This window comes from Pseudoalteromonas sp. 2CM28B, assembly GCF_023161935.1.
The window spans coordinates 16,729-41,657 of record NZ_JALNTH010000053.1 but is presented as its reverse complement, the minus strand read 5'-3'; the positions used below and the strand labels follow the sequence as shown (position 1 = coordinate 41,657).

General features: G+C 40.6%; 22 protein-coding genes and 1 pseudogene. 11 read left to right on the top strand and 12 right to left on the bottom strand.

Features of this window, described 5'->3' with window-relative positions:
- Positions 1-245: 245 nt before the first annotated feature.
- Positions 246-836, top strand: a complete 591-nt coding sequence (locus MTN96_RS33870) for an ATP-binding cassette domain-containing protein (protein ID WP_036983152.1) — start codon at positions 246-248, stop codon at positions 834-836.
- A complete protein-coding gene (locus MTN96_RS33865) occupies positions 833-1,945 on the top strand; it encodes a DUF6136 family protein (RefSeq protein ID WP_248534386.1) in 1,113 nt (370 codons plus the stop codon). The genes MTN96_RS33870 and MTN96_RS33865 overlap by 4 nt, the downstream gene beginning before the upstream one ends.
- On the opposite strand, the gene fadE is transcribed toward MTN96_RS33865, so the two are convergent.
- A complete protein-coding gene (fadE, locus tag MTN96_RS33860; protein ID WP_248534384.1) occupies positions 1,946-4,408 on the bottom strand; it encodes an acyl-CoA dehydrogenase FadE in 2,463 nt (820 codons plus the stop codon).
- Positions 4,409-4,716: 308 nt separating this feature from the next.
- Between fadE and MTN96_RS33855 the strand changes: the two genes are divergently transcribed.
- Positions 4,717-5,481 (top strand): class II glutamine amidotransferase, encoded by a 765-nt coding sequence (locus MTN96_RS33855; protein WP_013464565.1) that lies wholly within the window; start codon positions 4,717-4,719, stop codon positions 5,479-5,481.
- Between the two features lie 113 nt (positions 5,482-5,594).
- On the opposite strand, the gene MTN96_RS33850 is transcribed toward MTN96_RS33855, so the two are convergent.
- The 5 genes from MTN96_RS33850 to cmoA form a co-directional block, all read right to left on the bottom strand.
- Positions 5,595-6,392 (bottom strand): DUF3108 domain-containing protein, encoded by a 798-nt coding sequence (locus MTN96_RS33850; protein ID WP_248534388.1) that lies wholly within the window; start codon positions 6,390-6,392, stop codon positions 5,595-5,597.
- Entirely contained in the window at positions 6,346-6,993 is a 648-nt protein-coding gene (gene purN / locus MTN96_RS33845; protein WP_248534382.1) for a phosphoribosylglycinamide formyltransferase, read from the bottom strand. Before purN ends, MTN96_RS33850 begins: the two co-directional genes overlap by 47 nt.
- Positions 6,993-8,045, bottom strand: coding sequence for a phosphoribosylformylglycinamidine cyclo-ligase (gene purM, locus MTN96_RS33840; RefSeq protein ID WP_016899473.1), 1,053 nt, complete (start codon positions 8,043-8,045; stop codon positions 6,993-6,995). Before purM ends, purN begins: the two co-directional genes overlap by 1 nt.
- 197 nt (positions 8,046-8,242) lie before the next feature.
- Positions 8,243-9,211 (bottom strand): tRNA 5-methoxyuridine(34)/uridine 5-oxyacetic acid(34) synthase CmoB, encoded by a 969-nt coding sequence (cmoB, locus tag MTN96_RS33835; protein WP_036983145.1) that lies wholly within the window; start codon positions 9,209-9,211, stop codon positions 8,243-8,245.
- Between the two features lie 12 nt (positions 9,212-9,223).
- The gene (gene cmoA / locus MTN96_RS33830) at positions 9,224-9,949 is read right to left on the bottom strand and encodes a carboxy-S-adenosyl-L-methionine synthase CmoA (protein WP_036983143.1); all 726 of its coding nucleotides are present in this window, start codon (positions 9,947-9,949) and stop codon (positions 9,224-9,226) included.
- 116 nt (positions 9,950-10,065) lie between these two features.
- Between cmoA and MTN96_RS33825 the strand changes: the two genes are divergently transcribed.
- A complete protein-coding gene (locus MTN96_RS33825; protein WP_069439913.1) occupies positions 10,066-10,752 on the top strand; it encodes a DUF3334 family protein in 687 nt (228 codons plus the stop codon).
- 310 nt (positions 10,753-11,062) lie between these two features.
- Here the strand turns inward: MTN96_RS33825 and MTN96_RS33820 are convergent, their stop codons facing one another.
- Positions 11,063-11,497, bottom strand: coding sequence for a hypothetical protein (locus tag MTN96_RS33820; RefSeq protein WP_248534380.1), 435 nt, complete (start codon positions 11,495-11,497; stop codon positions 11,063-11,065).
- 557 nt (positions 11,498-12,054) lie between these two features.
- The gene (locus tag MTN96_RS33815) at positions 12,055-13,311 is read right to left on the bottom strand and encodes an adenylosuccinate synthase (RefSeq protein ID WP_036983139.1); all 1,257 of its coding nucleotides are present in this window, start codon (positions 13,309-13,311) and stop codon (positions 12,055-12,057) included.
- Between the two features lie 122 nt (positions 13,312-13,433).
- Between MTN96_RS33815 and MTN96_RS33810 the strand changes: the two genes are divergently transcribed.
- Both MTN96_RS33810 and MTN96_RS33805 read left to right on the top strand, forming a co-directional pair.
- Positions 13,434-14,324 carry a LysR family transcriptional regulator gene (locus tag MTN96_RS33810; RefSeq protein WP_036983137.1) on the top strand — a complete coding sequence of 297 codons (891 nt, stop codon included), beginning with the start codon at positions 13,434-13,436 and terminating at the stop codon, positions 14,322-14,324.
- Positions 14,325-14,443: 119 nt separating this feature from the next.
- A complete protein-coding gene (locus MTN96_RS33805; RefSeq protein WP_036983135.1) occupies positions 14,444-15,457 on the top strand; it encodes a DUF5924 family protein in 1,014 nt (337 codons plus the stop codon).
- A gap of 20 nt (positions 15,458-15,477) precedes the next feature.
- Here the strand turns inward: MTN96_RS33805 and MTN96_RS33800 are convergent, their stop codons facing one another.
- Together MTN96_RS33800 and MTN96_RS33795 are read right to left on the bottom strand one after the other, a co-directional pair.
- Entirely contained in the window at positions 15,478-15,978 is a 501-nt protein-coding gene (locus MTN96_RS33800; protein ID WP_069439914.1) for a M48 family metallopeptidase, read from the bottom strand.
- Between the two features lie 27 nt (positions 15,979-16,005).
- On the bottom strand, positions 16,006-16,854 hold the full coding sequence (locus MTN96_RS33795; protein ID WP_036983496.1) for a DUF72 domain-containing protein: 849 nt from the start codon (positions 16,852-16,854) through the stop codon (positions 16,006-16,008).
- 237 nt (positions 16,855-17,091) lie between these two features.
- On the opposite strand from MTN96_RS33795, the gene aspS reads away from it, so the two are divergent.
- Both aspS and MTN96_RS33785 read left to right on the top strand, forming a co-directional pair.
- Entirely contained in the window at positions 17,092-18,870 is a 1,779-nt protein-coding gene (aspS, locus tag MTN96_RS33790; protein WP_248534378.1) for an aspartate--tRNA ligase, read from the top strand.
- Positions 18,871-18,959: 89 nt separating this feature from the next.
- The gene (locus MTN96_RS33785) at positions 18,960-19,559 is read left to right on the top strand and encodes a pentapeptide repeat-containing protein (RefSeq protein WP_069439916.1); all 600 of its coding nucleotides are present in this window, start codon (positions 18,960-18,962) and stop codon (positions 19,557-19,559) included.
- Between the two features lie 35 nt (positions 19,560-19,594).
- Here MTN96_RS33785 and MTN96_RS33780 read toward each other — a convergent pair whose 3' ends face one another.
- Complete coding sequence (locus MTN96_RS33780; RefSeq protein ID WP_008111621.1) at positions 19,595-19,918, bottom strand: hypothetical protein; 324 nt, start codon at positions 19,916-19,918, stop codon at positions 19,595-19,597.
- A gap of 129 nt (positions 19,919-20,047) precedes the next feature.
- Here MTN96_RS33780 and MTN96_RS33775 point away from each other — a divergent pair.
- Positions 20,048-20,777: pseudogene (locus MTN96_RS33775) on the top strand (alpha/beta hydrolase).
- A 71-nt stretch (positions 20,778-20,848) separates the two neighbouring features.
- On the opposite strand, the gene MTN96_RS33770 reads toward MTN96_RS33775, so the two are convergent.
- Complete coding sequence (locus MTN96_RS33770) at positions 20,849-22,051, bottom strand: bifunctional alpha/beta hydrolase/OsmC family protein (RefSeq protein ID WP_069439917.1); 1,203 nt, start codon at positions 22,049-22,051, stop codon at positions 20,849-20,851.
- Between the two features lie 427 nt (positions 22,052-22,478).
- On the opposite strand from MTN96_RS33770, the gene MTN96_RS33765 reads away from it, so the two are divergent.
- Positions 22,479-23,318 (top strand): isopenicillin N synthase family oxygenase, encoded by an 840-nt coding sequence (locus MTN96_RS33765; protein WP_069439918.1) that lies wholly within the window; start codon positions 22,479-22,481, stop codon positions 23,316-23,318.
- A gap of 170 nt (positions 23,319-23,488) precedes the next feature.
- Entirely contained in the window at positions 23,489-24,886 is a 1,398-nt protein-coding gene (locus MTN96_RS33760) for a DEAD/DEAH box helicase (protein WP_036983123.1), read from the top strand.
- Positions 24,887-24,929: the final 43 nt, after the last annotated feature.

Genomic DNA, 24,929 nt, shown 5'->3' with positions numbered 1-24,929 from the left:
TTGAGGCTAAGTCATAGCGCCGCAGATGTAAAAAGCTTATCTTTATAGTGAAGTGTTAGAGAGGAACGCTGTTGATGCCACAAGCTTTTTCAGAGCTTTTGATACTGTTTCACTTTGCTAAAAGATTTGTCGCTATTAGAAAGCGACGTTACTTTCCCATTAGTGTTGTTTTGAAGCTGTGGTGATGGGTTTTGTTTCTCATAAAAGTTTATTTATAATATCACGCTTACTTATAGGGATATTTTATGATTGAAGTGAAGGGCTTAAACAAGCAGTTTGCTGCCAACGTTGTTTACAATGATTACAATAAGGTGTTTAGCAGCCAAAAAGTGTGTATTGATGCACCTAATGGTCAAGGTAAAACAACGTTGTTGATGATGTTGGCAGAGCTCGAAACGCGCCAAAGTGGGCAGATTTTATTTTCTAAAAAAGCATTAACCGAACCGCATAAACAAGTTGCTATAGCCTCAGACTGTATTGCTTTACCTGACTTTCTTACGGCAAAGCAAATTATTAACTTGTCCGTGAATACGCTGGGTTGTGATTGGCCAACGACAATAATAGATGGGTTTAATTTCAATGAATTTTTAAATACTCGTTTTGATGCGCTATCGTCAGGTAATCAAAAGAAATGCCAGTTAATTTTAGCGCTTATGCGTGATGCACCTTATTTACTTCTAGACGAACCCAGCGCAGCACTTGATCAAGCCAGTATTCAGTATTTATTAGTACTGCTTGATGAATATCTAATAGATAAGCCCAATGGGCAAATAGTCATCACCTGCCATGAACCAGCGCCATTTATTGAGCGTGGCTTTGAGTGTATACCGTTATGATTGCAAATTTAAAACAATCAATCGGGCAATATCGCTCTTTTATGGATTATCGTTATCAGGCTTACAAAACTGAACTCACGCAATTATTGTTACAACTAAAAAGCTTTGGGTTGTTATTTTTAGTGGTGTTAGGCTCGTCAGTGTTGGGTTTGATATTGCTACTTTTTTTAGGCCTTGGAAAAATTATAGACAGCAGCGCAGCACCCCAATACGGTGCACAAATGGCTTTATTTTATTTGTTACTACAAAGTGTGATGCTCAGCGCAATGAAGTCAGCAATTAAAAATAGTAAGCAGCGGTTATTTCAGCAAACTATTGCACGATCAGTTTGGTTATATTTAGTCGATATTAAATTATTAACGCTCAGTAATGCATGGCTTATAGCCAGTGTATTAATTGCGGTAGATTTAACGCTATCACAATGGGTTAAAGTACCGCATTTTATTGTATTTATGTTGCTGCAGTTTAGCTTGGGCGTTTTGTGTTTATACAAACCCAGCGCACTGATATATGGTTTTTTATTTAGCACGATATTAGTGCTGGTTCCTATTCATATGCAGCCGCTCACTTATCATATGGGCTTTGCTTTATTGTTTGCGCTGAGCCTTTTTGTCCCCGTGGTTAATGTTAACGGGCGTATTGCAGTAAGTTCATTATTGGGCTTTTGGTTTTGTTATTTATTAAACCATTGTTGGACACTTGTTTGGCGCGTGTCGTTACTTTTATGTGTATTCATGGCATCAGCTGCGCTAATAAACGAACGTGCTGATTTAGTACCTATACTTGTGATATTAGCCATGGCTTTTATTGTACTCTTTAGTAGTTCATTGCAATTTGATAGCGGTAGGGTGTATGAGCAGTATCGATTATTTTTTAAAACATGCGAGCAAGAACGCGCCTTTTATATTAGCCAGTTTTTACCTAGCATATTGCTGTTTTTATTATCCACAATAAGTTATAGCGTTATTTTTGGTTACACTCATATTGTATTATTTGTCATTGGAAATATGTGGTGTGTATTACAGGTTTACCTTGCACAAAAAAAACCAGCGCATTATGCGCTGGTTTGGCTAATTTCAACAGGGTTGCTGCTAGCTTTACTACATTAGTTAAGCGGCATCTGCCTTTTTAGATTTAGCTTTGCTATTACGCGCTGCTTTGCCGGCAAGTAAATCGGCAGGGTCAAAGTCGTCAACGTTAATAACGTCTAAGCGAGCTTGCTCAACAGCTGCTAACTTATCAGCTTCAGCTTGGCTTAAAATGCCGGCTTCTAAGCCCATTTGCGCCACTTTATCAAGTTGGAAGAATGGCAATTTAACGCCTTTCTCTTTACATACGCGTTCAAATAAAGGCTCTACCTCTAGTACGTCTTTAAGCGTTTGCTCTTGACGACCTACAAGGTTAAGCGGCTCGTTTGTAAGGTATACATAGCTTGCTAAACGATTACGCGTTTCGCTAGGCACTTGCAGTAATTGCGCTAGCTTATGCTCAAGTTTGTCGGTAGGTTTACGGACCGGGCGACCAAACGGGAATAACAATACTTTTAATACGCCACGAAGTGGTGCAGATGGCATATTGTTGATTAAATCAGCAAGCGCACGTTGACAGTGGTAAAGGTGATCCTGACAGCTCCACTGAACCAGTGCAAAATCTTCTTTTTTACGGCCTTCGTCGTTATAACGTTTAAGCGTTGCAGACACTAAGTAAAGGTAGCTTAATAAGTCACCTAAGCGTGCTGAAATACGTTCTTTACGTTTAAGTGAACCACCAAATACTGCCATACTTATATCAGACATAAGTGCAAGTGATGCACTAAAGCGTGACGCTATACGGTAAAACTCTGCCGTTTCGTCTTTGTACGGTACGCTAGTAAAGCGAGCGCCAGTAAGTGCAAGCCACTTAGTACGTACAAGGTTAGACATGGTAAAGCCAATGTGGCCCATTAGCGCTTTATCAAATACGTTAAGCGCTTCTTCGCGGTCTTCAATTTCACACGCACTTAGCTCGGTAAGTACAAATGGATGACAACGAATAGCACCTTGACCATAAATAATCATATTACGGGTCAAGATGTTTGCACCTTCAACGGTAATGGCAATAGGTGCACCTTGATAGCCACGACCTAAATAGTTATTTGGCCCAAGCATGATCCCTTTACCGCCTAGCACGTCCATTGCATGAATGGTCGACTCGCGCATTTGCTCAGTAAGGTGATATTTAATAATAGCTGAAACAACCGATGGTTTTTCACCTAAATCTACGGCCCCCGTAGACATGCTAACTGCTGCATCAGAGCTGTAAGCGTAACCTGCAAGTTTAGCCAGTGACTCTTCAACACCTTCCATTTTACCAATTGGTAAGCGGAACTGACGACGAATACGGCTGTATGCACCTGTTGCTGTTGCAATTGTTTTAATGCCACCGGCAGAGTTTGACGGCAATGTAATTGCACGGCCCACCGATAAACATTCAACCAGCATACGCCAGCCTTGGCCAGCCATTTCTGGGCCACCAATAATGTAATCTAGGGGTACAAATATGTCTTTACCGCGGGTCGGGCCATTTTGAAATGGTACGTTAAGCGGGAAGTGACGGCGTCCAATTTCAACACCAGGCGTGTTAGTTGGAATAAGTGCACAGGTAATGCCCGGCTCTTTGTTGTCGCTTAGTAAACCATCTGGATCTTGTAGTTTAAAGGCAAGACCAAGTACAGTGGCCACAGGAGCAAGGGTAATGTAACGCTTGTTCCATGTAAGGCTTACACCCACCACTTCTTCGCCATTCCATTGCCCTTTACATACTACACCGTAGTCAGGAATTGAGCTTGCATCAGAACCTGCCTCTGGCGAAGTAAGAGCAAAACATGGAATTTCTTGACCGCTTGCTAAACGCGGTAAGTAATGATTTTTTTGATCTTCAGTACCGTAGTGCTGTAATAACTCACCCGGGCCTAACGAGTTAGGTACACCAACAATTGACGAAAGCAATGTTGATTTACTGGTTAGTTTTTGCAGTACACACGATTGTGCAAATGCAGAGAATTCTAAGCCGCCGTATTCCTTTTTAATGATCATGGCAAAGAATTTATTATCTTTTAAATATTGCCATACGTCCTGAGGTAAATCAGTTAGCTCATGCGTAGCTTCCCAATCGTCCAGCATACTACATACAACTTCAACAGGGCCGTCGATAAATGCCTGCTCTTCAATAGTAAGTTTTGGAACTGGATACTGGTGAAGCTTTTTCCAATCTGGGTTACCACAAAATAAATCAGCTTCCCACCAAGTTGTACCGGCATCAATAGCTGACTTTTCGGTGTCAGACATGCTCGGTGTAACTTTTTTGAAGACCTTGAAAATAGGCTTGATAATATATTGCTGACGAATGCCAGTAACAGAAAGAGGCACTGCGATGATTAAAAAAATCACCCAGCTAATTAAACCAAAAGCACCAGCAAAGGTACCAATTAATAATGTTGCGGCAGAAACACCAAGTGCTGTGTTCCAACTCGCTCTGTGGTAAAGCGCAATGCTGAGCAGTGCGATTAAACCGAGTGTAAATATGAGTGTCATTGCTAATTCCTTAATAGAGGTCAGACCACCTCGTTTAGAGTAGCGCTAGTAACGCTAAGTTTCAAGTACATTACTTAGATTAAAGTGTAGTTATCGGTACGATTATTACAATGTGTTGTATGTTATACGAACAATTTAACGGTAATGGTTTATTTTGGCTTATCATAAAAAATATAAGCGTTAAAAAAATCAATTAATCTAGTAGTAATATAAGTTTAATTAAGTAAATATACTTATGATGATCAGTGTACGCTTATTAAAAATAGAACGATATTCTATGTTTAGCTTTTTAAAGGTTTATTTATTTTATGTGTGAATTACTTGGCATGTCAGCCAATGTGCCAACGGATATTTGTTTTAGTTTTTCAGGGTTGTTGGAGCGTGGGGGAAATACGGGGCCACATAAAGACGGCTGGGGCATTACTTTTTATGAAGGCAAAGGTTGTAGAACCTTTAAAGATCCCGAGCCAAGTTACCAGTCAGAAATAGCTAAATTAGTTAAAGCTTATCCGATTAAAAGCGTATCAGTTATTAGCCACATTCGCCAAGGAAATCGAGGTCGGGTATGTCTTGAAAATACTCATCCGTTTACTCGTGAGTTGTGGGGGCGTGAAATAACCTATGCTCATAACGGGCAGCTTTCAAATTATCATGATTTAAAACCTGAATATTATCGACCTGTGGGTAATACCGATAGCGAGTTGGCATTTTGCTGGTTGCTTGACAAAATTCGTGAAAAGTACCCGCAGCGACCAAGTAATATGGCGTCGGTTTTTAGATATGCGGCTAAGCTTTCGCATACGCTACGTGAAAAAGGCGTGTTTAATATGTTATTGACCGATGGTGTATTTGTTTTAGCGTATTGTACTAATAATTTACATTATATAACGCGCCGTGCGCCATTTGGTAAAGCAACACTTATTGATGCTGATATGGTGGTCGACTTTCAACAAGAAACTACGCCAAACGATGTGGTAACGGTGATAGCAACAAGGCCGCTAACCAACGATGAACGCTGGCAAAAAATGCAGCCAGGAGAGTTTGCGTTATTTAAAATGGGTGAATTAATGTAGGTTGGTAGAGTAAAACTAAACCCAACTTAAAGTTTCAAATTTAAGTATTGAAATGAAAAGCCCAAGTTATGGTTATCACACTTGGGCGTTTCGTATTGCATCTTGTAAGTAATTTATTTGGGGGTTATTTCGTTTTTAACTTGTGCAGGTAAAGCCGGTGGATTGATCACGGTAAACGATTTCATCTGCACTTCAAACTGTTCCACACCTTTTTCACCTTTCCACATGCGCACAAGCATATAATCCATTTCTGGGGCAAACCAGGCTAAGGCTTGGCGTTTATCGTTATCATATAAGCGTTTAACTTTCACTGCTTCTACATTACCTATAGGCAAGGAAATCATTTCGGTTTCTACCACTTCAAAGTCGTAGTCACGGCAATTACCTTTTTTATCAACCAGTGGAAACGAAAAACTGGTTTTTCCTTTTTTAAGTCCTTCTCGAACTTGCACTTGATAAGAAATACCATCTTGGAAGTTGTCATGCCATTGGCATTTTAGCGGGTAGTCGCTGGTGTTACTGGTGACAGTTTGTGTTTGACGATCAAAGTTAATTTCATACTTTTTGTCAGGCCCAGTCCCCGTGCGGATCATAGCGTACTGAATAGGCTCTACTTTATCGTTAGCAAAGCTAAAAGTTGATGACTCTTGACGTGAGTCAGAGAAAATCATCCATTCAATATCGCTATGGTAAGTGACTTGGTAGTCATTATTATCGAGTTTTTTAAGCGTCCGCTCGGCTTTACCATGATTTGCGCCTTTGCGCAAAATATCGTAGCTGGCTTGATACTGGGTTAACTCACCTGCAATCAGGCTGGTAGGAAGTAATAAAGTGCCCGCACATAATAGCAAGGCACTTAATTTTTTATTTTGGGTAGTGCGCGCCGTGTGCAGGAAGTTGTTTTTCGTCAAGAACTGCATAATCTGCTTCCATCGTAAGTCGTTGTTCACTGAACCACTTGATCACCAAAGGATAAATTATGTGCTCTTGCGCATGCACACGCTTAGCGAGCGTGTCTGCTGTATCGTCTGCAAATACAGGCACTTTGGCTTGAAGAATAACGGGTCCGCCGTCTAATTCTTCAGTTACAAAGTGAACACTAACGCCGTGAACGTCGTCTTTTGCATCAATTGCTCTTTGGTGGGTATTCAGCCCCTGGTACTTAGGCAACAAAGATGGATGAATGTTCAACATTTTTCCAACATATTTTTGCACTAAGTTAGGAGTTAGAATACGCATAAACCCAGCTAATACAACTAGATTTGGTTCAAAAGAGTCAATTATATGCATTAACTGGGCATCGTACGCTTCGCGTGAGTCAAACTCTTTATGACTCAGCACGTGTGTGGCAATACCTGCATTTTTTGCACGCTCTAACCCATAAGCGTCTGCTTTGTTACTAATAACAGCCGCTATATGGGCGTTTATCTCGCCGCTTTCACAGGCGTCTATAATGGCTTGTAAATTTGAGCCACTGCCTGAGATCAAAACTACTAGACGAGTGGGTGCCATTACGCAGCACCACCTACAATTTCAACTTGCTCTTCGCCAGCAACTGCATCTTGAATTTCACCAAGGTGCCATGCGTTCTCGCCAAGATCTTTTAAGATATTTAAGCTATTTTCAAGCTCATCCGCAGGTACAACTAACACCATGCCTACACCACAGTTAAATGTGCGGTACATTTCGTGTGTTGTAATGTTGCCGTTTTCTTGCAACCAGCTAAACACACTTGGCCATTGCCAGCTATCACCTTTAACAACCGCTTTAGCAGATTCAGGTAATACGCGTGGGATATTTTCCCAAAAACCGCCACCAGTAATATGCGAAAGGGCATGCACGTCTACTTGCTTGAACAACTCAAGTAATGGTTTAACGTAAATACGTGTTGGTTCTAAAAGGTGCTCACCTAAGGTTTTGCCATCAATCACTTGATTAGTATCAGCGTTAGAGACTTCTAAAACTTTACGAATTAAAGAGAAACCATTTGAGTGAGGACCGCTAGATGCAAGGGCAATAAGTTGATCGCCTGCAGCTACTTTAGTGCCATCAATAATTTTTGATTTTTCTACCACACCTGTACAAAAGCCTGCCATGTCGTAGTCTTCACCATCATACATACCTGGCATTTCAGCTGTTTCGCCACCAATTAGGGCACAACCTGAAATTTCACAACCTTTACCAATACCGGTTACTACGTCGGCTGCTGTGTCTACATCTAGTTTACCCGTTGCATAGTAATCTAGAAAAAACAGGGGTTCAGCGCCTTGTACTATTAAATCATTTACACACATAGCAACTAAGTCGATACCTACAGTATCGTGCTTTTTAAGGTCAATTGCTAAACGTAACTTAGTGCCTACACCATCGGTGCCAGCTACAAGTACGGGTTGCTTATAACCTTCAGGAATTTCGCAAAGTGCGCCAAAACCACCAATTCCGCCCATCACTTCAGGACGACGAGTTTTTTTAACTACGCCTTTAATACGCTCAACAAGAGCATTACCAGCGTCGATATCTACGCCCGCGTCTTTATAGCTTAGAGACTGTTTTTGTTCGCTCACAGGTTTTCCTCAAAATAGTTGTTTTGATGCTTACTTAGAAACGCGCGTATTTTACAACAATTGCAAGGGCGCGGCTAGTTGAAATCTGAATTTGATTTTAAAGACAAGGACACTTGTCCGCTAGTTGCTGTATTAGTAAACAAAAAAAGCGCCCAATGGCGCTTTTTAATATGGAAATAAAAAATTAATACTACGAATTAGGCTTTAGCTGTAAGTATCGCTCTAAGTGGTGCAGGGTAGCCTTCAATGGTTTTACTGGTGTCAGCGGGGTCTAAAAAGTCAACTAAAGATTCGTTTTCCATCCAGTCAGTTTTACGCTGCTCGTCGAGCGTTGTAATAGCACAATCTTTAATCTGCACATCTTTAAAGCCAACACGTTCCATCCACAATTTTAATGCCGCAGTGCTTGGAATAAACCATACATTACGCATTTTCGCGTAGCGGTCGGTCGGTACTAATACGGTGTTTTCATCGCCTTCAATCACTAATGTTTCAAGCACGAGTTCTCCGCCTGGGCGAAGCTGTGCTTTTAATTGCGCTAAAAAGTCGATAGGGGAACGACGATGATAAAGCACCCCCATTGAAAATACCGTATCAAACGCTTTGAGCTCTGGCAGGGCTTCTACACCTAATGGTAACAAATGCACGTTTTCATCTGGGTTAAAGTGTTTAATTGCCTGAAACTGACATAAAAATAAGTCAGATGGGTCAATACCCACTACAAACTGAGCACCTTCACCGCGCATACGCCATAGGTGATACCCAGAGCCACAACCAATATCTAATACAGTACGGCCTTTTAATGGCTCAATATGCGGCAGAAGTCGATCCCATTTCCAGTCACTGCGCCATTCGGTGTTTATTTCAATACCATGTACAGTAAAGGGACCTTTTCGCCATGGCATCATGCGTTTTAATAAATGCGTAGCTTGTTTTTGCTCGCCTTCGCTCATCTCACCCGGTGCGCCAATTTCTACTTTAGTAGCAATATCAACGTGGGTTGTTTTTACTTCAGGCAAATTTTTAAGTACTTTTTGCCATTTTGGTAAATCACCATGGCTTGCCTCGTTTTGCCAATGTTTTAATTGACCGGGCAGGGTTTCTAGCCAGTGGCTAAGCGGGCTTTGTGCAATTGCTGCGTAAAATTGGTTAAACCATTGAGACATACATTACTCTTTTTATTTAATTGCTACCATTGAGCAAAAATTAAAACATTGATACCACACCTGCGTTTGGCTAAAACCAATCTCGCTTAAACGATTAAAGTGCGTGCTCAGCGTATCGGGGCGCATTACGTTTTCAATGGCTGTACGTTTTTGGCTTATTTCAAGCTCTGAGTAGCCATTGTGACGTTTAAAGTCGTGGTGCAAATCAATTAATAGGTTATCGCACTGCTCGTTTTCGGCTTTAATTTTTTCGCTAAGGAGTAGTACGCCACCGGGTTTTAAGTTAGCGTAAATTTTTTCAAGCACGGCTTGGCGCTGTAAAGGCGGAATAAATTGCAAGGTAAAGTTCATGGCCACAACCGACGCATTTTGAATCTCAAGCTCGTTAATATCGCCCAAAGTTACTGTAACCGGCACGTCTGATTTAAAGCCTTGTAAATGAACCTTGCAGCGCTCAACCATAGCTTGTGAGTTATCTACAGCAATAATATGGCAGTTGTCGGTACGAATATTACGGCGCATACTTAGAGTAACCGCACCAAGCGAGCAACCTAAGTCGTAAAGGTTTGAATTACTTTGCGCATATTCTCCCGCCAATTTACCCATAGTGCTGACAATGGTGGCGTATCCAGGCACAGAGCGCTGGATCATATCCGGAAAAACCTCAACCACATTTTGGTCAAAGCTAAAATCTTTTACTTGTTGCTCAGAGGCGTAAATACTGTCTTTTATACTCACTAAGGCAGTCTCTTTAAAAATAATGGCACTATTTTAACATTTTATACTGGATAGTCAGTGATAAATTCAGTAGCTTGGCTAGAATTATGAATAATAAGTATAAAAGAGAACGTTAAATGAGCAAAAGTAAGGTAATTAGCACAGACGATATATTAGCAACCCTATGTCATTCAGTGACGGAGGTACTATCATCAGCCAGTGGTAACGAAATTAGCTACTCGGCTATGGTGCAAAAAATAACGCGCACTTGTATGCGCCCAGATATTGGCTGTTTTGTATTATTTGATGGTGGCTTTACAGGGTTGGTAGTGACCAATTTTACAGCGCAAGCCGCAATGGAAATTTACGGCGATTACATGCGCAACATGGGCATGCCAGAAGAAGAAATTGCCCACAGTCATTTATCAGATGACGTTTCAAATGTAATGGGCGAGCTAATGAACCAAATAGTGGGCGACTTCACGTCAAAAGTGCGTGAACAGCTGCATACCTCTATTACCCAAAATCAGCCAAAAATGATGGCTATTAATAAACAAGTGCAAATATCGGTTGATACCACTATGGATAGACCACAAGCACGTCGTGTAACCTTCACCACGAGCAAGCAAAATATCTTCTATTTAGAGTTAGCGATGGATAAAACAGAGTTCATCAAGCTACATGACTTTGATATTATCGAAGCAGTAGACCCAGATGACATCATCGAAAACGAAGCAAAGCATAAAGCAGAAAAACAAAAAGCTGCGGACAATGCAAAAGCCAGTGATGCAGATGACGACTTTATGGCCGAGCTTGGTTTATAAAGCTACGAAGCTTTAAGCTTTAAATAACACAATAAAAGCGCGAGTTTACCTTGCGCTTTTTGGTTTGTGGGGAGTTGGTTGCTTTAAGTAATTTTTGGTAAATCTCGTTGTAATATAAGAAGCAAGCAATGCTAGCGATAATGAGTTAAATGTAACTTTCTTATACCTTCAATAATTAATGTGACGACCGCAAGTAAAATAGCTATGTAAGTAAGCCAATCTTTTTGGTTGATAGTCTCGCCTAAAAGAATTACCACTTTTAATAGCAGTACAGGCTCAACATAAACGAGTAAACCAAAAAGGCTTAAATTTAAATAGGGGCAGATAGGGATTGAAACGAAAGCGCTAGAGCACTTATGCCCCCAAGCCCAATTACTAAATAAAGTAATGTTAAATTTACGGTTAACTCCGTGACAACTTGTCCATTGGCAAAGATAAAATAACAAGCTATAAGAAGACTCAAAAGCATATCAATCCATGTGCAACCAATGTTATTAGTGTTTGTTTTTTTGCGTAGCCAAAAATAAATAGGGTAACCTATGCATACAACCCAAACCGGCCACAAAAATGATTGAGAAACAATTAATAGATTTATAATAGCTATCAGAGCAAATAAACATGCTACTTTTTGATGCGGGGTTAAACGCTCTTGAAAAGCAAGTCGTCCGATAATTACCATAGTAATTGGTATGATAAAGTAGCCTAATGAAACCGCTAGACCATATCCATTTACGGGTGCCCACATGAATAGCCATAATTGTGCACCAACTAAAAAAGATGAAAGGAGCCGTGTTAGCCAAAAATACTTTTCATATCGCACCCTCGTTTATATGCCGAGTACAAGTGGCCAGTAACCTTTTAGTAGAATAAAAACAGTTAAAAATGGCACCGTAAATAAAACCCGCCAACCATCTGTTTCGTGACCTTGAAGTTCATTTAACAGTGAAGTGTAAGCAAACATTAGTGCAAAAAGTGCTGATGAAATTATATTTAAAGTAACGCCTAATGAAGTTTTATTAGAGCTTTGCATAGTCGGTATATAGAAGATATTTGTGATAATTTTTTTCATGAAAACGATAATATCAAATCATTTAGAACCACCGTTGTACTAGAACGCGTTAAATCGAGTTTAAATGTGCTTTAAATACACTTGTGGTGATAATCAATTACTTTATGATGAAATGATTTATATTTTTGAATAACGAACTCAAAAAATTTTTAGATAGTGGATGAGGAGCTGCAATTGCCTAGCGTCTAACCCAAGCCGTTTATATAAGCACTTGGGTTATAGTCATTGAGTGTTTAGCGGATAATCATTTGCTCACGCTCAGGGCCTACAGATACCATACTCACAGGCACGCCCATCAGTGCTTCGATGCGTTCAACATAGTGCTGAGCGGCCGCAGGCAGACTGTCAAAAGTACGACAACCGGTAATATCTTCATCCCACGCTGGCATGCTTTCATAGATTGGCGTTAAAGCGGCTGTTTGTGGCCAAATAGGATTTTCGCTGTGATCGCCTGCATAACCAACACAGATTTTTAAATCCGTCATGCCCGATAGGCAATCAATTTTAGTTAATGCAATTTCAGTAGCAGCTTGTAGTTCAACTCCATTACGCGTGGCAACAGCATCAAAATAACCCATATCACGTGGGCGACCAGTTACTGCACCATACTCATTGGCGCTTTCGCGAAAATTCTCTTGCTCCGCCATTGCGGTAACGAGTGTACCTGTGCCAACAGATGAACTAAACGATTTAGCTACTGCAATAACACGTTCAGGTCTCAGTGCCGGTAAACCGCTGCCAATTCCTGCATAGGCGGCAGTGACGTTTGATGATGTAGTATAAGGGTATTCGCCATAAACTAAATCACGGCCAGCGCCTAGTTGCGCTTCAAATAATAAGTTTGCATCTTGCTTTTGTAGCGCTTTTAAAGGCTCTGTTACATTACAAATAAATTCACGCCAAGGAGCGCTGACAGCTAATAACCACTCAGTCATTTGTTCAGCTGTTTGTGAAAAATCACAGCTTGGGTAAAGGGCTTTTAGCTGTGGCATTTTCCAATCAAGCATAAATTGAATACGCTCTAATAAAACCTCTGGCTGATTTAACCAGCCAACTAAAATGCCTTTTTTCATTACGCGGTCGCCGTATGCAGGGGCAATACCTTGGCGAGTTGAGCCGTAAGCGGCATCACCTAAACGTACTTCTTCAAGTGTATCTTCAAGAGCGTGTAGCGGTAAACACAGGGTTGCACGATCAGAAATGCACAGTTTTACCTCAACGCCAGCGGTTTTAACTTCAGCGATTTCTTCGCTTAATGCGCCAGGGCTTATCACCATGCCAGGGCCTAATACGGCAATACAATCAGGATTAAAAATACCACTTGGTAATTGGTGTAATTTAAACGTACCAAACTCATTCACAACGGTATGACCGGCGTTGTTACCACCTTGAAAGCGAATACTTGCAGATGCATCCTCTGCTAAAAAATCGACGATGCGGCCCTTGCCTTCATCACCCCAGTTTGCACCTACAACAACAATTGACGGCATAAATTTCTCTCCAAATTGATTGAATGAATATGGTATGCGCACTATCTAAATAAGAGAAATTAATTATAATTATTATCCTGATAAGAATTTCATATCGATTTTAGATAGTTAAGGTCATCAAAATGTTAGATATTCATTGGTTAAAAACCTTTGTCACATTAGCACAACTAAAGCATTTTGGTAAAACCGCCAATGCGCTGCATATGACACAGCCCAATGTTAGCTTGCACATTAAGCAACTAGAAAAAATGACACGGGCGAAACTGATCGAGCGTAATCCGTTTAGTTTGACGCAAGCAGGTTTACGGCTATTGCAGTCTGGGCAAAAAACTTTGTGGGAATTACAGGTTTGCCAGTCTGATTTAAATGCGATAAATGATCTACGCCAAGGCACCCTAACGATTGCTGCAAGTGATATTATTTCTCGGTTGTTGTTGATTGAGCCGTTCCAGCTATTTAAACGTCAGTTTCCAGGAATTGACTTTACTTTGCTCAATACTACCTCATCACAAGCATCGGCGTTGGTGAAAAGTGCGGAGGCTGATCTTGGTTTTGTTATTGCGCAAAAAGAAAGTGAACCACTGCATTTTACGCAATTGCAGCAGATAAAGTGGTGTGCGCTAGGTAATCATTTACAGCTATGGCAGCAAGCTAAAAATAACAACACTATAACGCTGACTGAGCCGCCAACATTAATTTTACTCGGCCATGATACGCGTACAAGAGAGTTACTTGATAGCGCATTACCGTCTTTAAACTTACCGAATTATCGGGTAATGGAAGTGGGCAGTGTGGATGCACAAATTGATTGGGCTGAAGCGGGCTTTGGTGTTGCGATTGTGCCGGAGTTTTCACTGCGCAGTAAAGCAAATTTAACCACTACAGTCACCGCCTTACCCAAGTTTCCAACCACCAGTCTAGGCTACATTGTGCGGCAAAATCAGGTGCTGTCAAAAGCGATAAAACAATTGCTACATTGGGTGAGTGAAGAGATCTCACGTAGTTATCGCTAACAAGCGGTATTAGTTAATTTTCACAACAAAAAGTGTAAAGTTTTCATGCATATATTAAGGTGCAGTGCTGGTGGCTTTAAAGCTACAATTATTACAGATTTATGCGGACTCTCTACTGAATGAGCTATTTTAAGAATTTAATAACAAAATTTATAATTATGATGCAACAGCGGCCAGGTTTATTGGCAGTATTTGCGTTTTGTAGTGGGGTCGCAAGTTATGTATTGGTTGAACGTAAAGAGTCATTCTCGCAAATTATTGCCATATTGTTGATAGTTAGTTGGCTATGGTTGATTGTTGATAACTGGCTACGTGATAAAGTTGAGCAACGTTTTGGCGTGGCTATTTCTCCTAATGTTATGCGCTTTGCTCTGCAAATGGTGCAACAGGAAAGCCTTTTTTTTGCGCTGCCATTTTTTCTCGCGGCGACTTCTTGGAATCATCCGCAAGCTATATTTACTTCGTTAATTATTCTCTGTGCGTTTATATCAGTTGTTGATCCACTGTATTATAAAAAATTAGCTAAACACAGTGTTCTCTTTACGGTATTTCATAACTTTGCATTGTTTGTGGCCATTTCAGTCACTTTACCAATTTTACTTAACCTTACGACAAGCCAAAGCATAGAGATAGCCTTGATCACTGCCATTATTTTTACCATTCCTAGCTTAGGTAACTTAATGCCTAACGCGCGTTGGTGGCGTTTTCCTTTGTTAGTTGTATTATTGAGTGCACTTAGTGTTGGTTTATGGCAGCTACGTAGCTGGGTACCGCCAGCAGCGTTGCGCTTAACTGATATCACGTTATCCCATGAAGTCGATATTCAGCAACGCAAGCCCATCGGTAACGTTAAGGTGTTAGATGTAGATACATTAAGACGTGAAGGTTTATATAGTTGGACAGCGGTAAAAGCGCCAAGAGGGTTAAACGAAAAGATTTTTCATGTTTGGACCCTTAATAACCAAGTCGTAGATCGAATTGCATTAAATATTACAGGTGGACGAGAGCAAGGCTATAGAGCATGGACCCACAAAATGAACTTTCCAGCAGATCCAGCTGGGAAATGGCAAGTACAGGTTGTTACTGAATCAGGGCAACTAATAGGATTAGCTAAATTTACAGTGGGTTCATAATTGATAGGCTTATAAATACATTAGGGTGAATAAGGGTTGTTATTTTGCTCAACTAACACGCAAAACATACGCAAATCTAGTTCTAGCTGATGGTACTGCGGCTCCATATGGCAGCATAATTTATAAAAGCCTTTGTTATGATCTTTTTCTTTAAAATGCGCGAGTTCATGCACCACTAATGCTTTTAATAATGGTTCCGGTGCGTGTAGTAAATCGCTGTTGATAGCTAAATCGTGCTTACGGGTTTTACCTTGCATACGATACGTGTGTGTTCCGAGTGCATTGGTGACCATATCGCCTTGTTTTTTAAATGCTGCGCGGCCAAACGGCGGTGCATTTTTTAAATACTGTTTTTTAAGCTCAGTGGCGTAGCTATACAGTAACTTATCACTGGTAATGCGATGCGCCTGCGGGTACTTTTTAAGTAAATACTCACTTACCTTTCCTGCTTTTATTAGTCCTAATACTTGCTCAACGATATTGGCAGGGTAGCCGGTAAAGTAACGTGCGTATTCACTCATTATTGTCTCTGTATTTTGAATTTATTTTTAAAAAAGTGCTTGCTGGTGGGCTTCTTTCTCGCCACTAAATGGATTGAGTACGTTGTGATTATACCCCAAATCTTGGCAAAACTGGCGAGCCAGTAAAGGCGCTTCGCGGTTATCAGCCGTATGAAAAAATACATAGGGGCTTTTGCCCTCATTTAGCCACTGGGTTACTTTGCTAAGCCAAGGCTGATAAAAGGTCTTATAATCGTTTTCTAAGTTAGCAATAACGAAGCGCGCCATAGGCTGCGAGCCCGTAGCAATAGCGTGAACTGGTAAGTGGGGCTTTTTTTGTTGGGCGTCTATTAGCGCTTCGGTGGTTGGCTTTACTGCAAAGAGCGCCCGAGTATCCATAGCAATACGGTTTATATTATTTGCCATTAAAAGCTGATTAAGTGCGATTTCGGCCTCACCTTTTTTGAAAAAATCAGGGTGGCGTACCTCAACCCCATAGTTTAGCTCTTTAGGAAGTAACTCAATAAAAGCGGCAAGCTTAGTTAAATGTTGTGGCGCAAACGCTTTAGGTAATTGCAGCATTATTTGCCCTGTTTTTTCAAATAGAGGGGCGAATAAATTAAGCCAATTAGTTAGCTCATTTTGCACGTTAGTAAGTTGGAGTTCGTGACTAAAGCGCTGATGAAACTTAAAGGTAAATTTAAACTCATCGGGTACACTGGCAGCCCATCGTAATACGGTGTCAGGCGAGGGATCGGCATAAAAACTGGTGTTACCTTCTACCGAATTAAAATGCTGCGCATATTCGCTAAGCATATCGGCATTTTTACACTGGCGTGAAAATAAATTTCCTTTCCATGCGCTGCTCGACCACTGCGGGCATCCAATATATAGCATACAAACAAAAGCCTTGATATAAAGTGCCGGTAGTGTAACAAATAACAAAACAGTGCGCTGTAAATTCCACCCCGAAAGGTAAACACGCCCTAGCATCTTCAACCTACTTGGGTATAATGCAGGGCTTAATTTGATTATTTTGAATTGCTAGCGGCTTTATTTTCATTTTGGTGTTTATAAAAACTTTTAAAACAACAGTGTTTAACCGCTATATGCCTTTTATCTGACAGGAAAACTATGCGCTCTATATACTGCGGACAGCTAAATAAAACTCACGTAGATCAGGAAGTTGAACTATGTGGCTGGATCAACAAACGACGTGACCTTGGTGGACTTATCTTTGTCGATTTACGCGATAGAGAAGGTTTAGTACAAGTTGTATTCGATCCGGAAGTTGAAGGATTAATGGAAACAGCTAACAAACTTCGTCAAGAATTTTGTGTGCAGTTAAAAGGGGTTGTTCGTGCACGCCCAGACAGCCAAGTAAATAAAGATATGGCAACCGGCGAAGTAGAAATTTTAGGTACTGAGCTAACTATTATCAACCGCTCTGAGCCGCTTCCGCTTGATTTTAATCAAACAAACTCAGAAGAGCGTCGTTTAAAATACCGTTATTTAGATTTACGTCGTTTAGAAATGAGCGACCGCATTAAATTACGTGCTAGAGCAAGCAGCTTTGTACGTCGCTTTTTAGATGAAAATGGCTTTTTAGATATCGAAACGCCAGTACTAACTAAAGCAACGCCAGAAGGTGCGCGCGATTACTTAGTGCCAAGTCGTGTGCACAAAGGTAGCTTTTACGCATTACCGCAGTCGCCACAGTTGTTTAAGCAATTGTTGATGATGTCGGGTTTTGACCGTTACTACCAAATTGTTAAATGTTTCCGTGATGAAGACTTACGTGCTGACCGTCAACCTGAATTTACTCAAATAGATTTAGAAACCTCGTTCATGAGCTCTGATCAAGTACGTGGTATAACTGAAAAAATGATTCGTGAAATGTGGCAGTCATTACTAAATGTTGATTTAGGTGATTTCCCAGTTATGCCTTACTCTGAAGCAATGAGCTTATATGGTTCTGATAAGCCAGACTTACGTAACCCAATGAAGCTAATTGATGTAGCCGATTTAGTAAAAGACGTAGAGTTTAAAGTATTCTCAGGCCCAGCAAATGATGAAAAAGGCCGTGTTGCAGTACTAACGGTACCAGGTGGCGCATCACTTTCTCGTAAGCAACTAGATGATTACACTAAGTTTATCGGTATTTACGGTGCTAAAGGTTTAGCATGGATGAAAGTTAATGACCGCGATGCAGGCGTTGAGGGCGTACAATCGCCAATCGCTAAATTCTTAAATGAAGATGTGATCACGCAGTTACTTGAACGTACTAATGCACAAACAGGCGATATCATTTTATTTGGTGCGGATAAACGAAACACCGTAAATGAAGCCATGGGCGCACTTCGTTTAAAAATTGGTATTGATTTAGAAATCACTAATTTAGATAGCTGGGCACCACTTTGGGTTGTTGACTTCCCAATGTTTGAAGAAGATGACGAAGGCACATTACACGCTGTACACCATCCATTTACTGCACCAAAAGATATTAGTGCCAGTGAGCTTGAAGCAAACCCAGCAGCGGCTATTTCAGATGCTTACGATATGGTATTAAACGGCTACGAAGTGGGCGGTGGCTCGGTACGTATTCACAATGCAGATATGCAAGAAGCGGCATTTAGAATTTTAGGTATTGAAGCGCAAGAGCAGCAAGATAAATTTGGTTTCTTACTTGACGCACTTAAATACGGCACACCGCCGCATGCAGGTTTAGCGTTCGGTTTAGACCGTTTAGTTATGTTGTTATGTGGTACTGATAACATTCGTGACGTTATTGCTTTCCCTAAAACCACACAAGCATCGTGTTTATTAACCGATGCACCAAGCAAAGCTAACAGCGATTCGCTGACAGAGCTTGCAATTAGTGTAGTTGAGAAAGAATTACCAAGCGCAGAATAAAGCTAGTTTTTAGTTAGATAAAAACCCCTTAGGCTAAATACCTAAGGGGTTTTTTGTTCGGCAAAACCCAATTTAGGTGCTTTATTTTTATGAGCGAGCTATTTAAAGAAAGTCATTATTTTGATCAGTCATTTTCAAACTTTACAGCAAATGCAAAGCGCTTTAGCGATATTGAGTTTGAACAATGTCAGTTTATTGATTGCGATTTTAGTTACAGTCAATTTAGTGCCTGTCGGTTTATAGAGTGTGAGTTTATAAACTGTAATTTGAGTGAGCTTAACTGGAATTACAGCTCGCTAGAAGAGGTGAGCTTTGCAAATTGTAAACTCAATAGCATAGTGTGGGGGCAAGTAAATTGGCCGCAATTAGCGCTAACGTCACCGGTGAGTTTTAAACAGTGTGAGCTGAGCCATAGTTCGTTTTTTGAATTACAGTTAAAAGCCTTAACAATGACGAACTGTTTTGCCAAAGATGTCGATTTTAGACACGCTAACTTAGCTCAAAGCAACTTCTCGGATACTGATTTTAGAGACAGCCTGTTTCATCAAACTAATGTGAGAAAAGCAAATTTTGTTGGCGCAACGCAATTTAATATTGATATAACAAACAATGATGTGAGTAATGCAAAGTTTGAACGGCTTGAAGCGTTAAATCTATTAACAGGACTTGATATCGAGCTGGTTGATTAGCCGCAAGAGCTTACGGCTAATACGTGTATTTACTATTAGCAAGCAGGGCCATTTTTGTTACGTGCACTAGCAAGTGCGCGGGCTATGCTCAGTAGCTCAGGCGAAATATCATCAGCGCCATCTTTAATCAGTTTAGTTACATCACCTGATGAATATAAGCTATCACGCGGTGATTTAATCCCAAGCTCTCTCACAAAGTCTTTGGTTTTACCTGTACTGCCGGTTTCAATAAACTTAAAAATAATGCGTTCGTTGTTACTTTTCGGCTCGGCTTGTAACACTTTAATTTCTTCTTGGTAGGCTTCAATTCTGCTTTGTAGAATGTCGATGCGTTGTTCAATGCTGCTATATGATTTCATGAATGGATTCTTTTGCGATAATAGTAAAACAATAATCGCTATTATCGCACAAATAAGCAAAGGCGCGCGCTAACCTTTATAATAAAAATTAATACTACTTAAAAATATATAGATAATACAATGAAATGCATGTTAAAAATTATAAAAAAGCGTTTAATATTAAGTGCGCTTACTTTAAGTGCTTCGCTATTTGCATCATAAAGTTATGCCCAAGACGATGTAGTGATTGATGATAGTCGTAATCGCTCTATACCTGTAAATATTACCCTACCAACTAACCACCTTAAGTGCAGCGCGCAAGTCAAATGCCCAGTGGTATTTGTAAATGCGGGATATGGCATTAGCCACAATGAATACACCTTTGTAAGTAAGCTATTTAAGCATTGCGGTAGCACATGAGCTTAAAAGTGACCCTACGCTTAATGATGCGCAGCCTTATTTGACCACCCGTATGGAAAATTAGCACCGGGGTGTTGTAACACTAAAATTTTTAGTTAATGAGCTAAGTGTTAAATACCCTGAGTATGATTTTACAAAACTCACTTTATTTGGCCACTCAAATGGTGGAGATATCTCAGCCTTGTTTACAGCTATTTACCCAAGTGAAGTAAGCCAACTAATTACGCTCGATCACCGCCGCATGTTATTGCCACGCAATAAAAACATACATGTGCTCACACTTCGAGGTAGTGATTACCTAACCGATGTGAACGTGCTTTTAACCGACCAAGAGTTAACTGTTTATCCTTTTACACAAACGTTGATATCAGAATCACGTCATAACGATATGTACGATGGCGGGCCTAAATGGCTGGTGGATAGAATGAGTAAAGAGGTAGCGGCGTTTTTAGAAAATTAAACGATACAGTCAGCTTTTTAAATTAAAATCCTAAAAATAGCGCAGGCCTACTGCGCTATTTTAGTTTTAAGTTACTCTACCAGTTCACTCACCACCAAAGGGCTATTATGTAGCGTTTTATGCACGGGGCATTTATCGGCTATTTCGAGTAATCGATTTCGCTGAGCGTCAGTTAAATCACCTTGTAAGGTTATTTTGCGAGTAATAGCCTCTAAATTCCCGGTTTTTTCGCAATCATCACAATCTTGGTTGTAATTGCGGGTATGGTTGAGCTCTACTTTTACATGCTCTAACGGTAACTCTTTGCGACTTGCATACATGCGAAGTGTCATTGCAGTACACGCTCCAAGCCCAGCGAGTAAATGATCATAAGGGTCTGGGCCTAAGTTTTTGCCGCCGACATCGGTAGGCTCATCAGCAAGCCATGTATGGTTTTTAGTACTCACGTGTTGAGTGAATTGATGATCTTTTTCTTCAACTAATACACTGCCGTTAGTTAATTTTGCACTATAGGGTGTTTTCTCGTATTCAACATAGCGATTAGCCCACGTAGCAATGACGTCGGCTGCGTAGTTAGCGTCTTCTTTATTGCTGAGTAAGTGATCGGCATTATCTAAACTTATAAAGCTTTTTGGATGCTTGGCAGCGGCGTAAATTTTTTCGGCTTCACTAATATTCACGGTGGCATCAATAGGAGAGTGCATAACCAACAAAGCACGCTTAAGCTTACCTATATGGCTGTTATCGTATTTGGCGATGTCATCTATAAATTGCTTTTTAATCGTAAACTCACGCCCAGCTAAACACACTTTTGCTTCACCCGATTGGTTTATTTCATCTAAATGAGCAGCAAAGTTATGAGTAACATGCTGGGCATCCGATGGCGCGCCTATGGTCGTAATAGCTGACACTTCGGGTATGTGCTCTGCTGCTGCAAGCACCGCAGCACCACCTAAGCTGTGACCTATTAATAACTGAGGTGCTTTAAAGTGTGTTCTTAAATGATTGGCAGCAGCCACTAAGTCTTGAATGTTTGATGAAAAGTTACTGTTAGCAAAGTCACCGTCGCTATTACCAAGCCCTGTAAAATCAAAGCGTAATACGGCAATGCCTTGCTGAGTGAGTGCGCGGCTTATTCGTGTTGCAGCCGCTACATCTTTAGAGCAGGTAAAACAGTGGGCAAATAAGGCATAAAATTTCACTTCACCAGAGGGCTGTTCAAGTTGTCCAGCAAGTTCTAATTCACCGCTTTTAAAAGAGACTTTTTGTCGCATGAGAATACCTTAACTAATTGATAAAGTGTGTGGTGCTGATAAATAAGAGATTGGTACGATGGGATGAAAATTCAATATTGGCATTATTTTGATCTCGATCAAGCTAGAAAGGGCTTGCCAATTGAGTGCGGACATATGTCCTTATAATTTCAAAGGGGTTTGTCTATCCTCGCACAGCATATAAATGCAGCCTTTATTACTTGAATTAAGTAGTTAAGCTATATTTGAATGTAATACCAATTTGCATAAACCTATGATTAATTCAATGTATTAAGTCGTTGTTTATCGGCGTTTAAAAAACCTTATCTAGAACAACTAGATATAATTTTTTTTGCGTAGTTAGCATGTAATATTTAGTTAATTTAATGGATCTTTACTCAAGCGAATTGGTAAATGGCTTCTAACAACCTACTTACTGGAATGTACCATGCAATTACCTACAGTTGATTATAAAGCGGACGATGCGGCTGCGCAATTTGTTGAATCGTTGAGAAATACTGGTTTTGGCGTATTAAAAAACCATCCTATTCCGCAATCTTTAGTTGAGTCTATTTATAAAAATTGGCAAGACTTTTTTAACTCAGAGCAAAAGCATGAGTTTTTATTTTCAAAAGAAACGCAAGATGGTTATTTTCCACCGTCGGTATCAGAAGTAGCTAAAGGCCATACAGTAAAAGACATTAAAGAGTACTTTCATGTTTACCCTAAAGGCCGTGTTCCTGCACAATTAGAAGCTGATGTGCGTGAGTACTACCGTTTAGCTAATGAATTTGCGGCAACATTATTAAGCTGGGTTCAGGCTGAAGCGCCTGAAGAAGTCCGTGCTAAGTTCTCTATCGATTTAAAAGATATGATTGCCCAATCTGAGCAAACGTTGTTACGTATTTTACATTACCCGCCAATGACAGGTGATGAAGAGCCTGGTGCTATTCGTGCTGCTGCGCACGGTGATATTAACTTATTAACCGTATTACCAGCGTCAAACGAGCCGGGTTTACAAGTACAAAAAACCGATGGCGATTGGTTAGACGTGCCATGTGATTTTGGTAGTCTAATTATTAATATTGGTGACATGTTACAAGAAGCATCGGGTGGCTACTTCCCATCAACGATTCACCGTGTAATTAATCCATCGGGTAAAGCAACAACCAAATCACGTATTTCATTACCATTGTTTTTACACCCTCGTCCAGATGTGGTGTTATCGGAACGCTACACAGCAGATAGCTACTTACAAGAGCGTTTACGTGAGTTAGGTGTAAAATAATCCTTTAGCATTTGTAATGCTCAGGTAAATAAAAGCGGCTGTTTAGCCGCTTTTTTAGTATTTGTGTGTATTGATTTGGCACAAAGTAAATAATGGCATGCATTCTGAGCTACTAAAGGTATAATGCGCGCAACTGGCCACTTTGGCCTAATTTGAAATAGAGAGTTTATATGAGTTTTGATGGTTTAGGTTTATCACAGTCTTTAGTTAATGCGGTTTTAGAAAAGGGCTATGAAACGCCAACGCCTATTCAGGCTCAAGCTATCCCAGCAATTATTGCGCGTCGCGATGTAATGGCCGCAGCACAAACAGGTACAGGTAAAACCGCTGGTTTTACTTTGCCACTAATTGAGCGTTTATCGTCGGGCACTAAAGCAAAAAGTAATCATGTACGTGCGCTTATTTTAACGCCAACCCGAGAGCTTGCGTTGCAAGTAAGCGAAAACGTTGAAGAGTACGCTAAGCATTCTGATGTGAGTTCGTTTGTGGTTTACGGTGGTGTAAAAATTAACCCACAAATGCAGCGCCTTCGCAAAGGGGTTGATATTTTAGTGGCCACACCTGGGCGTTTAATTGATTTACATAATCAAAACGCAGTTAAGTTTGATAGCGTTGAAGTACTGGTTTTAGATGAAGCCGACCGTATGTTAGACATGGGCTTTATCCACGACATTAAACGCTTAATTGCAAAAATGCCTGAAAAACGTCAAAACTTAATGTTCTCAGCAACCTTTTCTGACGACATTCGTGCATTAGCCAAAGGGTTAATTAACGATCCGGTTGAAATTTCAGTCGCTGCCAAAAACACCACTGCTAAAAGCGTGACTCAATGCGTGTACGCTGTCGATAAAGCGCGTAAAACGGCCTTATTAAGCCATTTAATTCGTAGCAATGATTGGCAACAAGTACTGGTATTTAGCCGTACTAAACATGGAGCTAATCGTTTAGTTAAGCAACTTGAACGCGATGATATTGTTGGCGCAGCAATCCATGGTAATAAATCTCAGGGCGCACGTGTTAAAGCATTGGAAGGCTTTAAAAGCGGTGAAGTGCGCGTATTAGTGGCAACTGATATTGTTGCTCGTGGTTTAGATATTGTTGAGCTTCCACACGTAGTTAACTACGACTTACCTAATGTATATGAAGATTATGTCCACCGTATTGGCCGAACTGGTCGTGCGGGTGCATCAGGGCATGCCATTTCGTTTGTAACGGTCGACGATGCAGTAGATTTATACGGTATTGAACGCTTTATTGGCGAGTTAATTCCTCGTGCTGAAGAAGAAGGCTTTGAACCGGCTAACCCTGTTGCTGAGCGCGCACTCGATGCTCGCCCACTGCCTGCTAAAAAGCCAAAGAAAAAACAACCATTTAATAAGCCTAAATCAGATAGCAGCAAGCCTAATAGCAAAAAGCCTAACAATGGTGGCAATGGTACGGGCCCACGTCGTGGTGGCTCTAAAAAGCCAGCAGCTAAAACCGATGAAAATGCACAAAACCCATGGGCAAAGCGTCAATCGGTTGGGGGCAGTGGTCAACGCCGTCGTCGTCCAGCAAATAACGACTAATTGTCACTGCGTTTAGTTAAACGCAGCTGCAAAAAAAGCGCTA